The organism is Arthrobacter sp. 10N410 (genome assembly GCF_056394945.1).
This window is the reverse complement of the sequence record NZ_JBFTIP010000005.1, coordinates 68,579-85,779: the sequence shown is the minus strand read 5'-3', so window position 1 is coordinate 85,779 and position 17,201 is coordinate 68,579. Positions and strand designations below refer to the sequence as shown.

The window sequence follows — 17,201 nt, the reverse complement described above, 5'->3', positions numbered from 1 at the left end:
CGGTGCGGGGCTGATCAGAAAATTTTCCGAACCCATTGCTGACGAGGGAGTCATTGTGACTGTAACTGCCCAGCCCACCGTTACCGCGGAGCGCGAGGCCGCACTGCTGGCGTCCGTGCCGACAGGCCTGCTGATTGACGGACAGTGGCGTCCGGCCGCGTCCGGCAAGACGTTCGACGTCGAGGATCCCGCCACCGGCAAGGTGCTGTTGAGCCTGGCCGACGCCGGTCCCGAGGACGGCGCCGCCGCCCTGGACGCGGCCGCCGCCGCGCAGGAGTCCTGGGCCAAGGTCCCGCCGCGGGAGCGCGGTGAGATCCTGCGCCGCGCCTTCGAGCTCGTCACCGAACGGGCCGAGGACTTCGCGCTGCTGATGACCCTGGAGATGGGCAAGCCGCTGGCCGAAGCCCGCGGCGAAGTCACGTACGGCGCCGAGTTCCTGCGCTGGTTCTCCGAGGAAGCCGTCCGCGCGTTTGGCCGCTACTCGGTTTCCCCGGACGGCAAGTCCCGGCTCCTGGTGACCAAGAAGCCGGTGGGGCCGTGCCTGCTGATCACGCCGTGGAACTTCCCGCTGGCCATGGCCACCCGCAAGATCGCCCCGGCCGTCGCCGCCGGCTGCACCATGGTGCTCAAGTCCGCGAACCTCACGCCGCTGACCTCGCAGCTCTTTGCTGCCGTCATGCTGGAAGCCGGCCTGCCCGCGGGCGTGCTGAACGTGATCCCGACCTCCACCGCGGGCGCCACGACCGGCCCGCTGATCAAGGATTCCCGGCTCCGTAAGCTTTCCTTCACCGGCTCCACCGAGGTGGGCCGCCGGCTGCTCGCGGACGCCTCCGAGACGGTGCTGCGGACCTCGATGGAACTCGGCGGCAACGCCCCGTTCGTGGTGTTTGAGGACGCCGACGTCGACGCCGCGGTAGCCGGAGCAATGCTGGCGAAGCTGCGGAACATGGGCGAGGCCTGCACCGCGGCGAACCGCTTCATCGTGCACGAGTCCGTGGCCGACGAGTTCGCGGAGAAGTTCGCCGCGAAGATGAAGGACATGACCACGGCCCGGGGCACCGAGGCGGACTCCAAGGTCGGCCCGCTGATCGACGCGAAGAGCCGCGACAAGGTCCACGAGCTCGTCACGGACGCGGTGAACGCCGGCGCTGTGACAGTGCTGGGCGGCGCCGCCGTCGAGGGTCCGGGCTACTTCTACCAGCCCACGATCCTCAAGGGCGTCACCGAGGGCACCCGGATCCTGTCCGAGGAGATCTTCGGACCCGTCGCCCCGATCATCACCTTCGACACCGAGGACGAGGCCGTCCGGCTCGCGAACAACACCGAATACGGCCTGGTGGCGTACGTCTTCACCAAGGACCTCAACCGGGGCATCCGGATGGGCGAACGCCTCGAAACCGGCATGCTGGGCCTGAACGCCGGCGTCGTGTCCAACGCGGCAGCACCGTTCGGCGGAGTCAAGCAGTCCGGCCTGGGCCGCGAGGGCGGCCTCGAAGGCATCGAGGAATACCTCTACACGCAGTACATCGGCATCGCCGACCCCTACGCCGGCTAGCTTCGGCGAAGCCTGCGGGCGGCGTCGCGGACCCTGGACCAGGATTCCGCGGCGCCGCGTCCGGCTGCCCTGGCCGGGACCGAAACGGCCCGCAGCGGTGTCCATGCCCGGCGCCGCCAGCCGGCCGTGAGCGACGGCGGCAGCCAGATGGCGCGCCAACGGGTCCACCACGAAGCGTGGGCGCGCAATGCGTCCCGGACCTGTTCGACCCTGTCCGCGGGAGAGTCCGGCAGGGAGCCCGGCAGGGAGTCCGGCCGGGAGTCCGGCCGGGAGTTGCCCGCCGGGGAGTCCGGGCCGGGGCGGCCGTAGCGCTGCCGTTCAAAGTCGGCGCTCAGGGAGGCCACGGCAGCGTGGGCCGGGGCGTCCACGCCGCCCGGCTCGCCGAGCGCCGCTGAACCGCGCAGCCGGGCGGAAAAATGCCGCGGCGTTTCGCTGCTGCGCGGCGGGATCCCGAAGTCCGTGGCCAGGTCCCGCAGCTCCGCCCAGGCCGGGGCGGCTGCCCCCGACAAGCCGGAGGCCTTGAGCCGCCGCCGCCGGACGCCGCCGCGCGCCAGCGCCGGGGCCGACAGCAGCAGGAGCACCAGCAGCAGCCCGCCGGAGCCGTACAACAGGGGGGCCAGGCTGCTGCCGGACCCGTCCCCGCCCGCGGTTGCGGGCAACGGCAACGGTGCGGGCGCAGGGGCCGCCGTGGGTTTGAGGTCATCCTCGGGGATCAGGCCATCGTTGTTCTCGTTGGTGCTGGCGCCGCTGCGCGCCGCCGGCTCGGTGGCGTAGCCCGGCACCACGCCGCGCGAGGGCGTCGGCTCGAAGGCCACCCAGCCGACGCCCTGGAAGTACAGTTCGGGCCAGGCATGCGCGTCACGGGCGTCCACCTCATACTCGGGCAGCGCCCCCAGGCCCGGGATCGTCACGGTGGACCCGGTGGCGCGTCCGGGAGCGTAGCCGACGGCGACCCGGCTCGGGATCCCCTCCAGCCGCGCCATCACGGCCATCGCCGAGGAGAAGTGGATGCAGTAGCCGCTCTTCTGGGCCAGGAAGTCCGCCAGCACGGACAACCCGTTGCCGTCGTAGCCACCCTGGACGGGGGACTGGAGCGAGTAGCTGAACTCCGCGGAACGCAGGTACTGCTGGATCGCCATGGCCTTGGCGTAGTTGCCGCGGCTTCCCGCCGTGACCGTGTCCGCGGTCTGCCGCACGATCTGGGGGACGTTGGCGGGGACCCGGGTGAAGGTGTCCGGCACCGCCTGCGCCCTGTCCGGGGAGTCAGCCAGCACGGCCCGGGTGAGCTTCGGCGCCACCGACGCCACAACGTACTGCTGGTTGCGCGAGTTGGTGTCCAGGCCCTTGATGCTCAGCGTGGCCGGATCCCAGCTCCACCGGCCGGTCAGGCCGTTCACCGACTCGGGCGCGTAGGGGGCGGGCAGGTACGGGCTCGTGAACTGGCCCGTGTTGACGGCCGTGACCACCCGGACCTGTTCTTCCACGCTGGGGGCGGGCCCCGGGTCCATTCTTCCGGTGCCCGGCTGCCGGCTGGCGTCACGGTCGTCCGGCGCCCACGCATCGCCGTCGAAGCTGTCCACGGTGACGGAGCGCAGGTACGGCGCCTGCGAGGCGTTGGTGGCGTAGGTAATCCGTCCGTCGCCGGTGGGGCTGCGCAGGCTGTTGCCGAGGCTGATCATAGGGTTCAATCCGCTCGCGGATCCCCAGGGATTCAGCCGGGATCCCTGCGGAAAGATGCCCTGGTCGAAGCCCGGGATGGCCAGCTGGAACAGCAGCGTCAGGACCAGCGCCACCGCCCCGGTCAGGGAAGCGCGTTTGAGCTGGCCGGGATTGCGCGCCGTGTCCGCCCGGGTCCGGGAGTTGGGGTGGAACCAGTGGCTGCTGGCCAGGATCATGAGGTAGCCCGCCGCGGCGCCGGTGAAGCCCAGCCAGCCGACGCTCTGCGGTTTCACCATGGCCGGAACCACCAGGATGGCCAGGATCCCGAGCCCGCTGGTCGCCGGCAGCGCGAGCGGGACGGCGAGGGCGTCGACCAGGACCACCACCAGGCCGAGCACCCCGCAGATCAGCAGGACGATGCCGGCGTTGGGCGCCACCGGTGAGCTCTCGGCGAGCACGGTCTCGCTGGCCCGCCGCAGGTACCGCTGCAGCTGGGCCATGGTGTCGCCGGACGGAATGAATCCGGCGATGCTGTGCTGGCGGAAGAAGGTGAAGGTGAGGACCAGGGCCAGCACCACGAAGCCTCCCGCGCCGACCAGGACGCCGTGCAGCCGCAGGGCCCGGAGCCCCGCCATCGCCAGCGCGACGGTGAAAACCGTGGTGAGCACCGCCGGGTACCAGGCCCAGCCGCGCAGCACGCCGTTGAGCCCCAGCGCCGCGCCGGCGACGGCCACCGCGACGGCGAGCCCCATTGCCCAGGGCTCGACACCGGCACCCTTCGGCCCGGCGGCCGCGCCCGGCACCGGGACGGAGGGCCGTCCGGGCTCGGCCGCGGACGGTCCCGGGACCCTGTTGCGCTGCGGGGTCAGGGTCATCGCCGGCCTCCCGCGACGGGCCGGGCTCCGTCGGCCGCCGCTGATCCTGCGGCCGGCGGAAGCCCGGCGGCGCCGTCCTGGTCGAAGGCGGACCAGGCGGCCGGCAGCGGGGTAGCCGCGGAGACGGCGACGGCGCGCCAGCCGCCGCGGCGCAGGATCTCCAGGACCGGCCCGGTGTCAGCCGCGCGGTCCGTGACCAGGAGGGCGAAGGCATTCGCGCCGAACCCCGCCGCCGGGGCCAGCGCGCGCGCCTCCGCCGGCGAGAGACGGCCCAGGATCGCCAGGATCGGCCCCCGCAGGCGGTGCGCGGAGAGCTTGTCCATCAGCCGGTCGTCGAAAGGCTGCGGCCCGGCGTCGGCTGCGCCGTGGCGCGGACCGCTGAGCGCGATGGCGGCCAGGCTCTCCGCAATGGACTGCAGGCCGCCGGTCCCGGCGTACTCGTCGGCCTCCGGCTCCGGCGCCGACGGCGAATTCAGGAAGGCTGGATCCCCGGCCGGGTCCAGGCAGCGCAGCGCGTAGTTGCGCTCGCCAAGGTGGGTGCTGATGGACATCGCGGCCGTGACGGCCCATTCGAAGGCGTCGCTGGTGACCAGTTCATGCCCGTCCGCGGCCGCGCCGCCGGAAACATAGCCTGCGCCCTGCGCGTAGGCCTGGAAGCGCTGGTCCAGGATGATCGTGGCTTCCGGAGTCGTGACCGATTCCTCCTGCCGCACCATGAGGGAGCCGTGCCGGGCGGTCGCCGCCCAGTGCACGCGTCGCATCGGATCGCCGTGCCGGTACTCGCGGGTCATGACGTCGTCGTCGCTGGGGTTCGCGCGGATCCGCGTCGCGGTGACGCCGTCGTGGCCGCGTGCGCCCGCGAGCCCGGTCGCGGGGAGCTCGACGGCGGCGGGGGTCACCGTGAGGACGTCGCCGGCGTCGATCGCGTGGCGGTGCACGGAGAGCCCGAAAGGGTCGCTGAATTCGGCCGTGACCGGCCCGATCAGGAACTGGCCGCGTTTCGCGCTCCGAAGCTGGTATTCGTAGCGGCTGGTTCCCGCGACGGCGGTCCGCGCCGGGAAGCGGAACACCGGGGACTGCCCGAACCGGGACGGCAGCTGCTCCTCCATCAGGGCCAGGCCGTTGCCCGGACCGGTGCGGGCCACCGCCAGCCGGACGGTGGTCGTCGCGGAGGTCTCCACCGGGGATGGGTTGAACTCGCGGTAGACCCGGAACCGGGGTTTCAGCACGCGCGTGCCGGCAAGGGACAGCAGCGGGAGGACCAGCAACAGGAGCGCCAGCGCCAGCAGGTCGCGGCGGCCCAGTATTTGAGCGGCCAGCAGGGACAGGACGCCCGCTCCCAACAGGCCCCAGCCGCGCGAGCTGAAGATGTGCCTAGGGAACCGGTCCAGCACCGCCACGGCCGCCTCAGCCCCCTAGCGGCCGGTGGGGAGGGCCGACGGCCGCGCGGCGGAACGGCCGCCGTCGCCGTCGGTGCGGGTCCGGGCCTGCGCTGGCGCCGTTTCCTGCCCGACCGGCACCCGCGCGAGGATGGACCGGATGACGCTCTGCGGCGTCTCTCCGGTGCTGGCGGCCTTGCGGTCCAGGATGATCCGGTGGGCCAGCACCGATTCCGCCACGCTCACGACGTCGTCGGGCAGCACGAAGTCCCGGCCCTCCAGTGCGGCGGTGGCCTTCGCAGCACGCAGCAGCTGCAGCATGGACCGGGGGCTCGCGCCAAGCCGGAGCATGGCGCTCTCCCTCGTGGCGCGGCCCAGGGCCACCGTGTATTCCTTGATCGGGCGGGATACATAGACCTGCTGGACGGTGGCGATCATTGACGCCACCTCGTCCGCGGTTACCACGGCCGTCACCTTGGTCAGCGGGGACGTAGCCTGGTGGGTCTCCAGCATCTCCATCTCGGCGTCGCGGTCCGGATAGCCCATCGAGATTCGGGCCATGAAGCGGTCGCGCTGCGCTTCCGGCAGCGGATAGGTGCCTTCCATCTCGATCGGGTTCTGCGTCGCCACCACCATGAAGGGTTCGTCCAGTTTGTAGGATTTCCCGTCCACCGTGACCTGGTGCTCCTCCATGCACTCCAACAGCGCGGACTGGGTCTTGGCGGAGGCGCGGTTGATCTCGTCGCCGATCACGATATTGGCGAACACCGCGCCGGGGCGGAACTCGAACATCCGGGAGGCCTGGTTATAGATGGACACGCCCGTGACATCGGAGGGCAGCAGATCCGGGGTGAACTGGATCCGGCTGACGGAACAGTCGATGGTCCGGGCGAGGGTCTTGGCCAGCAGCGTCTTGCCCACGCCGGGAACGTCCTCGAGGAGCAGGTGGCCCTGGGCGAGGAGCACAGTCAGCGCCAGCTTGGCGGCTTCGGCCTTGCCGTCGATCACCGTGTTGATGGCCCGCAGGATGCGCTCGCTGGCGGCGTGGAATGCCGCGGCCTCCATCGGCGCCGGAATAACGCCGGCTCGCGCCGGGAGGCCCTGCGGCTCCGGCAGCGCTTCGTCAACGGAGGTACGTCGGTGGTAGTCCATCGGCAGCCTTTCAGCCCTGGTGCGGTCCGGGCGGAGCGGCGCGAAGGCCGGGCCCCCACTGCTGCACGCCTGTCTTGGTATCAGCGTACTAACACAACTGACAAAGCAGACAGAGAGTTCCGGGTAATTCTCCGCCCGGCCCGCAGCTAGGCTGGAAGGATGTGCAATCCGCTGATCCCCGCACCCTTCCGCGAGACCGGCAGCGACGGAAGCGGCGCCGGCCCGTCCGGAACTGCCCCGTCCGGCCGGAAGCCGTATCCGCCGGCGCCGGAACCGCTGCCCGTCCCGGTGATGGACAACCACACCCACCTGGACTTCCCGGATGCCGATTTTGCCAACGGGAGCCCGGCAGTCAGCATCAAGGATGCCCTCGACGCCGCCGAGGCCGTGGGGGTCCGGGGCGCCGTGCAGGTGGGCTGCGACCTTGAGTCATCCCGCTTCACCGTGCAGGCGGTGGAGGAGGACTCGCGGCTGCTTGGCGCCGTCGCGCTGCACCCCAACGACGCCCCGGCCTACGCGGCCCGCGGCGAACTGGAGGAGGCGCTGGCGGAAATCGAGGCGCTGGCCTCCCACCCGCGGATCCGTGCCATCGGCGAGACCGGCCTTGATTTCTTCCGCACCGAGGGGGAGGGGCTCGCCCAGCAGCGGTACTCCTTCCGCCGCCACATCGATATCGCCAAGCGGCTTGGCCTGACTCTGCAGATCCACGACCGCGACGCCCACGACGACGTCGTACAGGTGCTCCGGGAGGAGGGCGCTCCGGAACGGGTGGTTTTCCACTGCTTCTCCGGCGGCGAGGAGCTCGCCCGGACCTGCAACGCCGAGGGCTGGTACATGTCGTTCGCCGGGACGGTGACCTTCAAGAACGCGGCGAACCTGCGCGCGGCCCTGGCCATCGCCGAGCCCGGACGCATCCTGGTCGAAACCGACGCCCCGTTCCTCACTCCGCACCCGCACCGGGGGAGGCCAAACGCCAGCTACATGATTCCTTACACGGTTCGGGCGATGGCGGAATTGACAGGCCGCGAGCTCTCCGCGCTGTGCACGCAGTTGGCCGAAAATACCCTGCAGGCATACGGATCCTGGGACTAAAGGCAGCACCCGCCGTCACTCTGGCAACATACCGGGTATGTACAAAATCTTGGTTGGTTTATAACGCTACGGTTACAGTGGACAACTATTAGCCGGGGTCGGGGAAGGCCTTCGGAGAATTTCACTACCTCAGGGCGCGCATTGTGGCAAAGGATCCACGTGTGCGCTCTCGTTTGGAAGTGTGGCGGTGCCCGCGTTTTCCGCAAATATCCGGAGCTGCTCCGGAGCTGCCCTTGGGGGTGTTTGCGCCGGGGAAACGTGTGCGCTTTTCCCCGTGCCCGGATGGTCCAAAAGATATGGGCAATCGTGGTCAAGTTCTTCACATCGGACGGCAAGTTCAGCTTCGTCAAGGTCGGCGCGCAACTCGTGGTGCTCGTGGCACTCGTGCTCGGCCTGGTCGCCTTCGTTGGCAACAACAAGACGGTCACCCTCAACGTCGACGGACGAGTGAGCTCCGTGCAGACCTTCGGCGGCACCGTCGGCCAAGTGGTCCGCGGCGCCAAGGTCGAGCTGCAGGCCGCCGACAAGGTGTCGCCTTCGGCTGAATCCCATGTGCAGGACGGATCCGTCATCAACGTCAACCTCGCCAAGGCCGTGAAGGTCAGCGTGGACGGCGCCGAGCGGACCATCACCACCACCGCGCCCACCGTCGAAGGGCTCGTGACGGAACTCGGCGTCGCCTCCGCCTCGAAGATCTCCGTTCCGAAGGACGCGCAGCTGGCCGTCTCCGGTTCCTTCGTCAGTATCTCCACGCCGAAGGCCGTGACCCTCGTGGCCGACGGCAAGGCCACCAAGACCATGACGACGGCGGCGACCGTCGGCGGCGTCCTCGCCGACGCCGGCGTCAAGCTCGGCGCCAGCGACCGCACCTCGCAGCCCGGCAACGCACCGGTCGTCAACAACATGGTGGTCAAGGTCTCCCGCGTTGACACGTCCAAGACCGCGGCCACCACCGAAGCCGTACCCTTCGAGACGCTGACCGCCGAGGACGCGGCGCTGCCGAAGGGCGAGCAGAAGGTCATCCAGGCCGGTGTGGCCGGCAGCATCAGCAAGAGCTTCAAGCTGGTCCTCGTGGACGGCCGTATCGCCTCCCGGACGCTCGTGGCCCAGAAGGTCACGCGCGAGCCGGTCACCGAAAAGGTCAGCATCGGCACCAAGGAGAAGCCCAAGGTGGAGGCTGCCGCCCCGGCCGCCGCAAACACCGGCGCCGCGGCCCCGGCGATGATGAACGTGGGCATGTGGGACAAGATCGCGCAGTGCGAGTCCGGCGGCAACTGGTCCATCAACTCCGGCAACGGCTACTACGGCGGGCTCCAGTTCGACGTCCAGACCTGGCTCGGTGCCGGCGGCGGCGCGTATGCCCCCAACGCCAGCCAGGCCAGCAAGGCCCAGCAGATTGCCATTGCCAACCGCGTCTACGCTGAGCGCGGACTGTCCCCGTGGGGCTGCGGCTGGGCGGCCTCCAGCTGACACCCCATTCCGGCCCGCGTGGCCGGTCAGGCAACCACGGTTGCCGCATCGGCTGACCACCGCCGCGGCGCACCTTCGAAGGCCGGTCCCGGATCCCGGGACCGGCCTTCGCCGTTGCCGCCGCGGGATAGGATACCTAGGTGACTGAACCGACCCCCTCCGCCCCCGTCGAGCGCTCCGCGGCGACCGCCGGTGCCCCAGCGCAGCTCCTGGGCGCCTCCGACATCCGCAGGCTGGCCGAGGAAATCGGGGTCCGTCCCACCAAGACCCTGGGCCAGAACTTCGTCATCGACGGCAACACCATCCGGCGCATCGTCGCCGCGGCGGACATCAGCGCGGACGAGACCGTGCTGGAAGTCGGCCCGGGCCTCGGCTCGCTGACCTTGGGCCTGCTGGACGCCGCCACCTCGGTCGTCGCCGTCGAAATCGACCCGGTCCTCGCCGCCAAACTGCCCGACACCGTGGCACGCTGGCGCCCCGGCGCCGTCGAAAATTTCCACCTGGTCCTCGCCGACGCGATGAAGGTGACCGAGCTGCCGGTGCAGCCCACGGCGCTGGTCGCCAATCTTCCCTACAACGTGGCCGTCCCCGTCGTGCTGCACCTGCTGCAGCATTTCCCGAGCCTGCGGCACGGCCTGGTCATGGTCCAGGACGAGGTGGCCGACCGGCTCGCCGCCGGCCCGGGTTCCAAGACCTACGGCGTCCCCTCGGTCAAGGCAGCCTGGTACAGCGGCATGCGCAAGGCCGGTGTGATCGGGATGAACGTCTTCTGGCCGGCGCCCAAGATCCATTCCGGGCTCGTCGCCTTCACCCGGCGGGAACCGCCGGCAACCTCCGCCACCCGGGAAGAGGTCTTCGCCGTCATCGATGCGGCCTTCGCCCAGCGGCGCAAGACCCTCCGGGCCGCTCTGGCGGGCTGGGCCGGAAGCGCCGCCGAAGCCGAACGCTGTCTCCGGGCCGCCGGCGTCGACCCCACCGCCCGGGGCGAAGTGCTCGATATCACCGCCTTCGCCCGCGTCGCCGAAGCACACGCCCGGCCCGCCACCTGAGCGCCGCGGCCGACGGTTCTGCTTGGAGCCTCAGCCTGCCATGCCATAGCGTGGAGCCATGAACGCAGTGAGAGGGCGCTTTGCCGCCAGGACTGTCCGGGTCAAGGCACCCGGCAAGGTGAACGTCTCACTGGATGTCGGACCGCTACGCCCGGACGGCTACCACTCGGTGGCAAGCGTCTACCTTGCCGTATCCCTGTATGAAGAGGTCGCCGCCACCAGCACGGACACCGGCGAGATAACGGTCAGCATCGGCCCGGCCAGCACCCTTGACCTGGACGGCGTCGACATCCCGCTCGACGAACGCAACCTTGCGTACAAGGCCGCGGCCATCATGGCCGATGTCTCGGAGCACTCCACCGGCGTGCACCTCGAAATCATCAAGCGGGTTCCGGTCGCCGGGGGCATGGGCGGCGGCTCGGCCGACGCCGCGGCCACCCTGCTGGCCTGCGACGCGCTGTGGAACAGCGGGCTCTCCCGGGACGAACTGGCCCACCTCGCTGCCGAGCTGGGGGCCGACGTGCCGTTCTCCCTGCTGGGAGGGACTGCCGTCGGACTGGGCCTGGGCGACGAGCTCTCCCCGGCGCTGGTGAAGGCTCAGACGGACTGGGTGCTCGTCACCGCGGATTTCGGTCTGCCTACCCCCGCGGTCTATAAAACCCTGGACCGGCTGCGCGCGGACGAAGGGGTGGAAGTCGAGGAGCCCACCGCCGTCGATCCCCGCGTCCTCGCCGCGCTCCGCAGCGGCGACGCCGATGCGCTCAGCCGGGTCTTGGTCAACGATCTGCAGCGCGCCTCGATCGAGCTGGCACCCGGGCTCCGCGACGTCCTGGGGCTGGGCGAATCCTGCGGCGCGATCGCGGGAATCGTCTCCGGCTCCGGCCCCACGGTGGCGCTGCTGGCGCACAGCCCGGCCGCGGCCGAGGGACTCGCCGAAGACCTGCGCCACCACGGCCTCGACGCCCTGGCGGTCCACGGCCCGGTGCACGGCGCCCGGATCATTTCCGATACGCTCCTTTAGTAGCTTTGACCGTATATACGTCATATACGTCAGAGCTGCGTCAGCTAAGCAGCGTCTTTAGCTCGACCATTTCATCTAGGAAAGCAGTTCCCAGTGGCACACCTGCTCGGCGGCGAGAACCTCACGGTCTCGTACGCAACCCGTACCGTCCTCGATGGCATCACCCTCGGCCTTGAAGAGGGCGACCGGATCGGCATGGTGGGCCGCAACGGCGACGGCAAGTCGACGTTGATGCGGCTGCTGGCCATGCGTGCCACCCCCGACTCCGGCCGGGTGACCAAGCGCAGCGAGGTCAACATCGGCTACCTGGACCAGAGCGACGTGCTCGACGGCGACCTCACCGTCGGCGCCGCGATCGTCGGGGACCAGGCCGACTACGAATGGGCCCGCAACCCGCAGATCCGCGAAATCATGGGCGGACTCGTGTCCGACGTCGACTGGCACGCCAACGTGCACGCGCTCTCCGGCGGGCAGAAGCGCCGTGTGGCGCTGGCCAAGCTGCTGATCGAGGACCACGATGTCATCATGCTCGACGAGCCCACCAACCACCTCGACGTCGAGGGCGTCGCGTGGCTGTCACGGCACCTGAAGACCCGCTGGCGGCCCAACCAGGGTGCGTTCCTCGTGGTCACCCACGACCGCTGGTTCCTCGACGAAGTCTGCAACAAGACCTGGGAAATCCACGACGGCATCATGGACCCGTTCGACGGCGGTTACGCCGCCTACGTGCTGGCCCGCGCCGAGCGTGACCGGGCTGCCTCCGTGACGGAGGGCAAACGCCAGCAGCTCGTCAAGAAGGAACTAGCCTGGCTCCGGCGCGGCGCCCCCGCCCGCACCGCGAAGCCCAAGTTCCGGATCGAGGCAGCCAACGCCCTGATTGCGGATGTCCCGGAGCCACGCGACTCGACGGCCCTGAGCAAGATGGCCACCGCCCGGCTCGGCAAGGACGTCCTGGACCTCGAGAACGTCTCCCTCGACTTCCTCGGCGGCGAGCCCGGGCAGAAGCTCTTCGACAACATCACGCTGCGGCTCGCGCCGGGCGAGCGGCTGGGACTCGTGGGGGTCAACGGTGCCGGCAAAACCACCCTGCTGAAGCTCCTCAACGGCGAAATCCAGCCCACCTCCGGGAAGGTCAAGCGCGGCAAGACCGTGGTCACCGCGGTCCTGACCCAGGAGGTCAAGGAGCTCGACGACGTCAAGGACCTGCGCGTCATCGAAGTGATCGAGCGCGAGAAGCGATCGTTCAACGTCGGCGGCAAGGAGTTCACCGCCGGGCAGCTCGTGGAGCAGCTCGGCTTCACGAACGAGAAGCAGTGGACCCCGGTCAAGGACCTCTCCGGTGGCGAACGCCGCCGCCTCCAGCTCCTGCGCCTGCTGGTGGGGGAGCCGAACGTCCTGATGCTTGATGAGCCCACCAACGACCTCGACACGGACACCCTCGCCGCCGTCGAGGACGTGCTGGACGGCTGGCCGGGCACGCTCGTGGTGGTCAGCCACGACCGCTATCTGCTGGAACGCGTCACGGACCACCAGATGGCCCTGCTCGGTGACGGCAAGATCCGCGCCCTGCCGCGCGGCGTGGACCAGTACTTGGAACTGCGCGAGGCTGCGCTGGCAGGCTCCACCATCACCGGCGGCGGCAACCCGGTCACCTCCTCCAGCGCCGCTGCGGCCCCGGCTGCCACCGGACCGTCCGAAGCCGAAAAGCGCGACGCCCGCAAGGCCAAGAACCGGATCGACCGGCAGCTGGGCAAACTCAAGCAGCAGGAAGACAAGATCCACGCCCAGATGACCGCCGGCGCCGGTGACGCCTCCAAGTTCGACGAGCTGGCTGGCCTGAACGCGAAGCTGCAGCAGCTCTCCGCCGAACGCGAGGCCCTCGAACTCGAATGGCTCGAAGCCCTCGAGGTCCTCGGCGAGTAAAGCCCAAGGCGGAGTCTTCTCCGGACATGTTCCGTGTGCAGGGTCAGGAATGGGCATGCCCGCTGCAGCCCTGCAGGACTCACGGACATGTCCGTCGTTCGGGCCCGGGAATGGGCATGCCCGCTCCAACCCTGCAGGACTCACGGACATGTCCGTCGTTCGGGCCCGGGAATGGGCATGCCCGCTCCAACCCTGCAGGACTCACGGACATGTCCGTCGTTCGGCCCCGGGAATGGGCATATTGGTGATATGTCCATTGTCCGCGAGCAGGGACGGGCATGTCCCTCGGGTGGGCGTGAAGCGGGGCCGCCGGGCATGTCCCTCGGCCCGCGAGCAGGGACGGGCATGTCCCGCGGGTGGGCACACGGAGGATTGCTTGTGGCTCCCGTTCCGGGCTCAGGGCCGCTGCGCCGCGTAAGTGACCGCTGGGCAACCAACCATTGGGCGGGGTTGCTCAGTCCTCGCTGCGGAGTCCCGGGTCCTTTTGCAGGCCGGTGAGGCCGTTCCAGGCGAGGTTGACCAGGTGCGCGGCGACTTCGCGTTTGTCCGGGGTCCGGCTGTCCTGCCACCACTGCCCGGTCATCGCGACCATGCCGACCAGCATCTGGGCGTACATGGCTCCGTCGGCTGCGCTGAAGCCACGGTGGGCGAACTCGTCGGCCAGGATGTACTCGACCCGTGCCGCCACCTGCGAGAGCAGGGTGGAGAACGCGCCTTCGGGCTGTGACGGCGGGGCGTCGCGCATCAGGATGCGGAAGCCGTCGGTCCGGTCCTCGATGTAGCCCAGCAGCGCCAGGGCGGCCCGCTCCACCAGGACGCGGGGCTTGGCCTCCTCGGAGAGCGCGTCATTGATGGAGCCGAGCAGGATCCGGAATTCGTGCTCCACCACCTGGGTGTAGAGGCCTTCCTTGGAGCCGAAGTGTTCGTAAATCACCGGCTTCGAAACGCCGGCTGCGGCGGCAATCTCTTCGAGGGTGGTGCCGTCGAGGCCGCGGAGGGCGAAGAGTCCCCGGCCGATGCCGATCAGCTGGGTGCGCCGCTGGGGCCCGGTCATTCGCGACCTGGGGATGTAGCCGGAGGCCCGCACCGGCCTGCCGGTGCGGTGGTCCGCCCCTCCGGACACGCCTGCGCTGTTGCTCACAGCACCATCATGCCTTACAGCGGTGCCCATCCCCGGGCGTTGTGTCGCACGAGCAACATCCTTCGTGGCAGAATTGTCTCTTGTGCCACCGGCTCGCTGCCGTGGCATGGTCCGCTCTGGTGTAATGGCAGCACCCCGGCCTTTGGAGCCGTGGAGTATAGGTTCGAGTCCTATGGGCGGAACTGTCGTGGGCGCCCGCAGCCGGAGGAACCGGTCCGGGCGGGCGGGGGCCGGCGGAAGTCCAGTAGGATGAAGAGCATGCCGCGACCGGATTGCGGTCCGGCACGGCCGCGCGGAGCCGGCAACAAGGTGGACCACCTGGCTGTCGCCCCGGGTCAACCGAGATCGACCGAACAGCGGCACTGAGTCAGGCCACTGAGCAAGGAGAGCCCGTACGTGAGCCCCGAGAACACCGGCCCCGCCGCCGTCATCGTCCTAGCTGCAGGCGCCGGTACCCGGATGAAATCCCGTACCCCCAAGATCCTCCACGAGATTGGCGGTCGCTCCCTCGTCGGCCACGCCCTCAACGCCGCCCGCGCCATCCGGCCCCGCGAGCTGGCCCTCGTGGTCCGCCACGAACGCGACCAGGTCGCCGCGCACATCGCCGAAATCGACCCGCAGGCCTTGATCGTCGACCAGGACGACGTCCCCGGCACCGGCCGTGCCGTCGAAGCCGCCCTCGAGGCCCTCGACGCGCTCCACCCCGAAGCCCGGCTGAGCGGAACCGTCGTCGTCACCTACGGCGACGTCCCCCTGCTCACCGGCGAACTGCTTTCCGAACTGGTCGCCGTGCACGAGGCGGACGGCAACGCCGTCACCGTCCTCACCGCCGTCCTGGACGATGCCACCGGCTACGGCCGCATCCTCCGCGGCGTGGACCGCACCGTGACCGGCATCCGCGAACACAAGGACGCCAGCGACGTCGAACGCGAAATCCGCGAAGTCAACTCCGGCATCTACGCTTTCGACGCCGGCGTGCTGCGGGACGCCCTGGTCCACGTCACCACGGACAACGTCCAGGGCGAGAAGTACCTCACCGATGTCCTCTCCCTGGCCCGCGCCGCCGGGGGACGGGTCGCCGCCGTCGTGACCGAGGACCGCTGGCAGGTCGAAGGCGCGAACGACCGCGTTCAGCTCTCCGCCCTCGGCGCCGAACACAACCGGCGCATCGTCGAGGCCTGGATGCGCGCCGGTGTCACCGTCGTCGACCCGGCCACCACTTGGATCGACGCCACCGTGACCCTCGACGAGGATGTCCGCCTGCTGCCCAACACCCAGCTGCACGGCTCCACCACCGTGGCGCGCGACGCCGTCGTCGGCCCGGACACCACGCTGACCGACGTGCGGATCGGCGAAGGCGCCAAGGTGGTCCGCACCCACGGGGCCGGCTCCACCATCGGCGCCAACGCCAGCGTCGGCCCCTTCACCTACCTGCGCCCCGGCACCGTCCTGGGCGAGACCGGCAAGATCGGCGCGTTCTACGAGACCAAGAACGTCACCATCGGCCGCGGCTCGAAACTCTCCCACCTCGGCTACGCCGGCGACGCGGAGATCGGCGAGGACACCAACATCGGCTGCGGCAACATCACGGCCAACTACGACGGCGAGAAGAAGCACCGCACGGTCATCGGCTCCGGTGTCCGCACCGGATCCAACACGGTGTTCGTGGCTCCGGTCCAGGTGGGCGACGGTGCGTACAGCGGAGCGGGCGCCGTGATCCGCAGCGACGTCCCCGCCGGAGCCCTGGCCTTGACCATCGCCAAGCAGCGGAACTCCGAAGGCTGGGTCCTCTCGCACCGCCCGGGCTCCATCTCCGCCGCGCTGGCGGAAGCCGCCGGCGCCACCTCATCATCTTCCAGTACTCCGGCATCGACAGAAGAGGGCTAGCAAACATGAGCGAAATTACGGCACACGGGGAGAAGAAGCTGGTGCTCGCCGCCGGGCGGGCACACCCGGAGCTGGCGCGCGAGATCGCCAAGGAGCTGGGCACCGAACTGCTGCCCCTGGACGCCTACGACTTCGCCAACGGCGAGATCTACGTCCGGGCCGGCGAAAGCGTCCGCGGCACCGACGCCTTTGTCATCCAGGCGCACCCGGCACCGCTGAACAACTGGCTCATGGAACAGCTGATCATGATCGATTCGCTCAAGCGGGCCTCCGCCAAGCGCATCACCGTGGTCTCGCCGTTCTACCCGTACGCCCGCCAGGACAAGAAGGGCCGCGGCCGCGAGCCGATCTCCGCCCGTCTGGTCGCGGACCTGTACAAGACCGCCGGCGCCGACCGCATCATGAGCGTGGACCTGCACACCTCGCAGATCCAGGGCTTCTTCGACGGCCCCGTGGACCACCTGATGGCTATCCCGCTCCTCGCGGACTACATCCGCACCCGCGTCGGCTCGGACAAGATCACCGTCGTGTCCCCGGACACCGGGCGCGTCCGCGTGGCCGAGCAGTGGGCCGAACGCCTCGGCGGCGCGCCGCTGGCCTTCGTGCACAAGAGCCGTGACCTGACCGTGCCCAACCAGGCGGTCTCCAAGACCGTCGTGGGCCAGATCGAGGGCCGCACCTGCGTGCTGATCGACGACATGATCGACACCGGCGGAACCATCTCCGGCGCCGTCCAGGTGCTCAAGAACGCCGGCGCCAAGGATGTCATCATCGCCGCGACCCACGCTGTGTTCTCCGACCCGGCGTCGCAGCGCCTCGCCGAATCCGGCGCCCGTGAAGTCGTGGTCACCAACACCCTGCCGATCTCCCCGAGCAAGCACTTCCCGCAGCTCACCGTGCTGTCCATCGCTCCGCTGATCGCCCGCGCGATCCGCGAAGTGTTCGACGATGGTTCCGTCACGAGCCTCTTCGACGGCAACGCCTAGCGGCTAAGCAGC

At 69.7% G+C, this 17,201-nt stretch carries 12 protein-coding genes and 1 tRNA gene; 9 read left to right on the top strand and 4 right to left on the bottom strand.

Annotation, left to right across the window (positions count from 1 at the left end):
• Positions 1-55 precede the first annotated feature (55 nt).
• Positions 56-1,555: an NAD-dependent succinate-semialdehyde dehydrogenase gene (locus tag AC1DB8_RS12725; RefSeq protein WP_441418456.1), complete on the top strand. Its 1,500-nt coding sequence runs from the start codon at positions 56-58 to the stop codon at positions 1,553-1,555.
• On the opposite strand, the gene AC1DB8_RS12720 is transcribed toward AC1DB8_RS12725, so the two are convergent.
• Genes AC1DB8_RS12720 through AC1DB8_RS12710 form a run of 3 tightly spaced genes read right to left on the bottom strand, consistent with a single transcriptional unit; the run spans position 1,552 to position 6,620 of the window.
• Positions 1,552-4,089, bottom strand: a complete 2,538-nt coding sequence (locus AC1DB8_RS12720; RefSeq protein ID WP_476893234.1) for a transglutaminase TgpA family protein — start codon at positions 4,087-4,089, stop codon at positions 1,552-1,554. The genes AC1DB8_RS12725 and AC1DB8_RS12720 overlap by 4 nt on opposite strands.
• Positions 4,086-5,489: a DUF58 domain-containing protein gene (locus AC1DB8_RS12715; RefSeq protein ID WP_476893233.1), complete on the bottom strand. Its 1,404-nt coding sequence runs from the start codon at positions 5,487-5,489 to the stop codon at positions 4,086-4,088. The genes AC1DB8_RS12720 and AC1DB8_RS12715 overlap by 4 nt, the downstream gene beginning before the upstream one ends.
• A 15-nt stretch (positions 5,490-5,504) precedes the next feature.
• Positions 5,505-6,620, bottom strand: a complete 1,116-nt coding sequence (locus AC1DB8_RS12710) for an AAA family ATPase (RefSeq protein ID WP_476893232.1) — start codon at positions 6,618-6,620, stop codon at positions 5,505-5,507.
• Between the two features lie 159 nt (positions 6,621-6,779).
• On the opposite strand from AC1DB8_RS12710, the gene AC1DB8_RS12705 reads away from it, so the two are divergent.
• The 5 genes from AC1DB8_RS12705 to AC1DB8_RS12685 all read left to right on the top strand — a co-directional run bounded on the left by AC1DB8_RS12705 (position 6,780) and on the right by AC1DB8_RS12685 (position 13,175).
• On the top strand, positions 6,780-7,712 hold the full coding sequence (locus AC1DB8_RS12705; RefSeq protein WP_476893231.1) for a TatD family hydrolase: 933 nt from the start codon (positions 6,780-6,782) through the stop codon (positions 7,710-7,712).
• Between the two features lie 282 nt (positions 7,713-7,994).
• Positions 7,995-9,182 carry a ubiquitin-like domain-containing protein gene (locus tag AC1DB8_RS12700; RefSeq protein WP_476893230.1) on the top strand — a complete coding sequence of 396 codons (1,188 nt, stop codon included), beginning with the start codon at positions 7,995-7,997 and terminating at the stop codon, positions 9,180-9,182.
• Positions 9,183-9,322: 140 nt separating this feature from the next.
• Positions 9,323-10,231, top strand: a complete 909-nt coding sequence (rsmA, locus tag AC1DB8_RS12695) for a 16S rRNA (adenine(1518)-N(6)/adenine(1519)-N(6))-dimethyltransferase RsmA (protein WP_476893229.1) — start codon at positions 9,323-9,325, stop codon at positions 10,229-10,231.
• 58 nt (positions 10,232-10,289) lie between these two features.
• A complete protein-coding gene (locus AC1DB8_RS12690) occupies positions 10,290-11,252 on the top strand; it encodes a 4-(cytidine 5'-diphospho)-2-C-methyl-D-erythritol kinase (protein ID WP_476893228.1) in 963 nt (320 codons plus the stop codon).
• A gap of 93 nt (positions 11,253-11,345) precedes the next feature.
• On the top strand, positions 11,346-13,175 hold the full coding sequence (locus AC1DB8_RS12685; RefSeq protein WP_441418448.1) for an ABC-F family ATP-binding cassette domain-containing protein: 1,830 nt from the start codon (positions 11,346-11,348) through the stop codon (positions 13,173-13,175).
• A 454-nt stretch (positions 13,176-13,629) separates the two neighbouring features.
• Here the strand turns inward: AC1DB8_RS12685 and AC1DB8_RS12680 are convergent, their stop codons facing one another.
• Positions 13,630-14,229 (bottom strand): TetR/AcrR family transcriptional regulator, encoded by a 600-nt coding sequence (locus AC1DB8_RS12680; RefSeq protein WP_441418565.1) that lies wholly within the window; start codon positions 14,227-14,229, stop codon positions 13,630-13,632.
• A gap of 197 nt (positions 14,230-14,426) precedes the next feature.
• Here AC1DB8_RS12680 and AC1DB8_RS12675 point away from each other — a divergent pair.
• The 3 genes from AC1DB8_RS12675 to AC1DB8_RS12665 all read left to right on the top strand — a co-directional run bounded on the left by AC1DB8_RS12675 (position 14,427) and on the right by AC1DB8_RS12665 (position 17,189).
• Positions 14,427-14,498: transfer RNA gene (locus AC1DB8_RS12675), tRNA-Gln, on the top strand.
• Between the two features lie 214 nt (positions 14,499-14,712).
• Positions 14,713-16,203 carry a bifunctional UDP-N-acetylglucosamine diphosphorylase/glucosamine-1-phosphate N-acetyltransferase GlmU gene (gene glmU / locus AC1DB8_RS12670; RefSeq protein WP_441418447.1) on the top strand — a complete coding sequence of 497 codons (1,491 nt, stop codon included), beginning with the start codon at positions 14,713-14,715 and terminating at the stop codon, positions 16,201-16,203.
• Between the two features lie 5 nt (positions 16,204-16,208).
• On the top strand, positions 16,209-17,189 hold the full coding sequence (locus tag AC1DB8_RS12665) for a ribose-phosphate diphosphokinase (RefSeq protein ID WP_175322781.1): 981 nt from the start codon (positions 16,209-16,211) through the stop codon (positions 17,187-17,189).
• The last annotated feature ends 12 nt before the right edge of the window (positions 17,190-17,201 follow it).

What these genes read in the sequence shown, in the direction of transcription:
- AC1DB8_RS12710 (WP_476893232.1), bottom strand. Translation starts at nt 6,620, where the DNA reads ATGGACTACCACCGACGTACCTCCGTTGACGAAGCGCTGCCGGAGCCG.
- AC1DB8_RS12665 (WP_175322781.1), top strand. Translation starts at nt 16,209, where the DNA reads ATGAGCGAAATTACGGCACACGGGGAGAAGAAGCTGGTGCTCGCCGCC.
- AC1DB8_RS12705 (WP_476893231.1), top strand. Translation starts at nt 6,780, where the DNA reads ATGTGCAATCCGCTGATCCCCGCACCCTTCCGCGAGACCGGCAGCGAC.
- AC1DB8_RS12720 (WP_476893234.1), bottom strand. Translation starts at nt 4,089, where the DNA reads ATGACCCTGACCCCGCAGCGCAACAGGGTCCCGGGACCGTCCGCGGCC.
- AC1DB8_RS12680 (WP_441418565.1), bottom strand. Translation starts at nt 14,229, where the DNA reads ATGACCGGGCCCCAGCGGCGCACCCAGCTGATCGGCATCGGCCGGGGA.
- AC1DB8_RS12690 (WP_476893228.1), top strand. Translation starts at nt 10,290, where the DNA reads ATGAACGCAGTGAGAGGGCGCTTTGCCGCCAGGACTGTCCGGGTCAAG.
- AC1DB8_RS12700 (WP_476893230.1), top strand. Translation starts at nt 7,995, where the DNA reads ATGGTCCAAAAGATATGGGCAATCGTGGTCAAGTTCTTCACATCGGAC.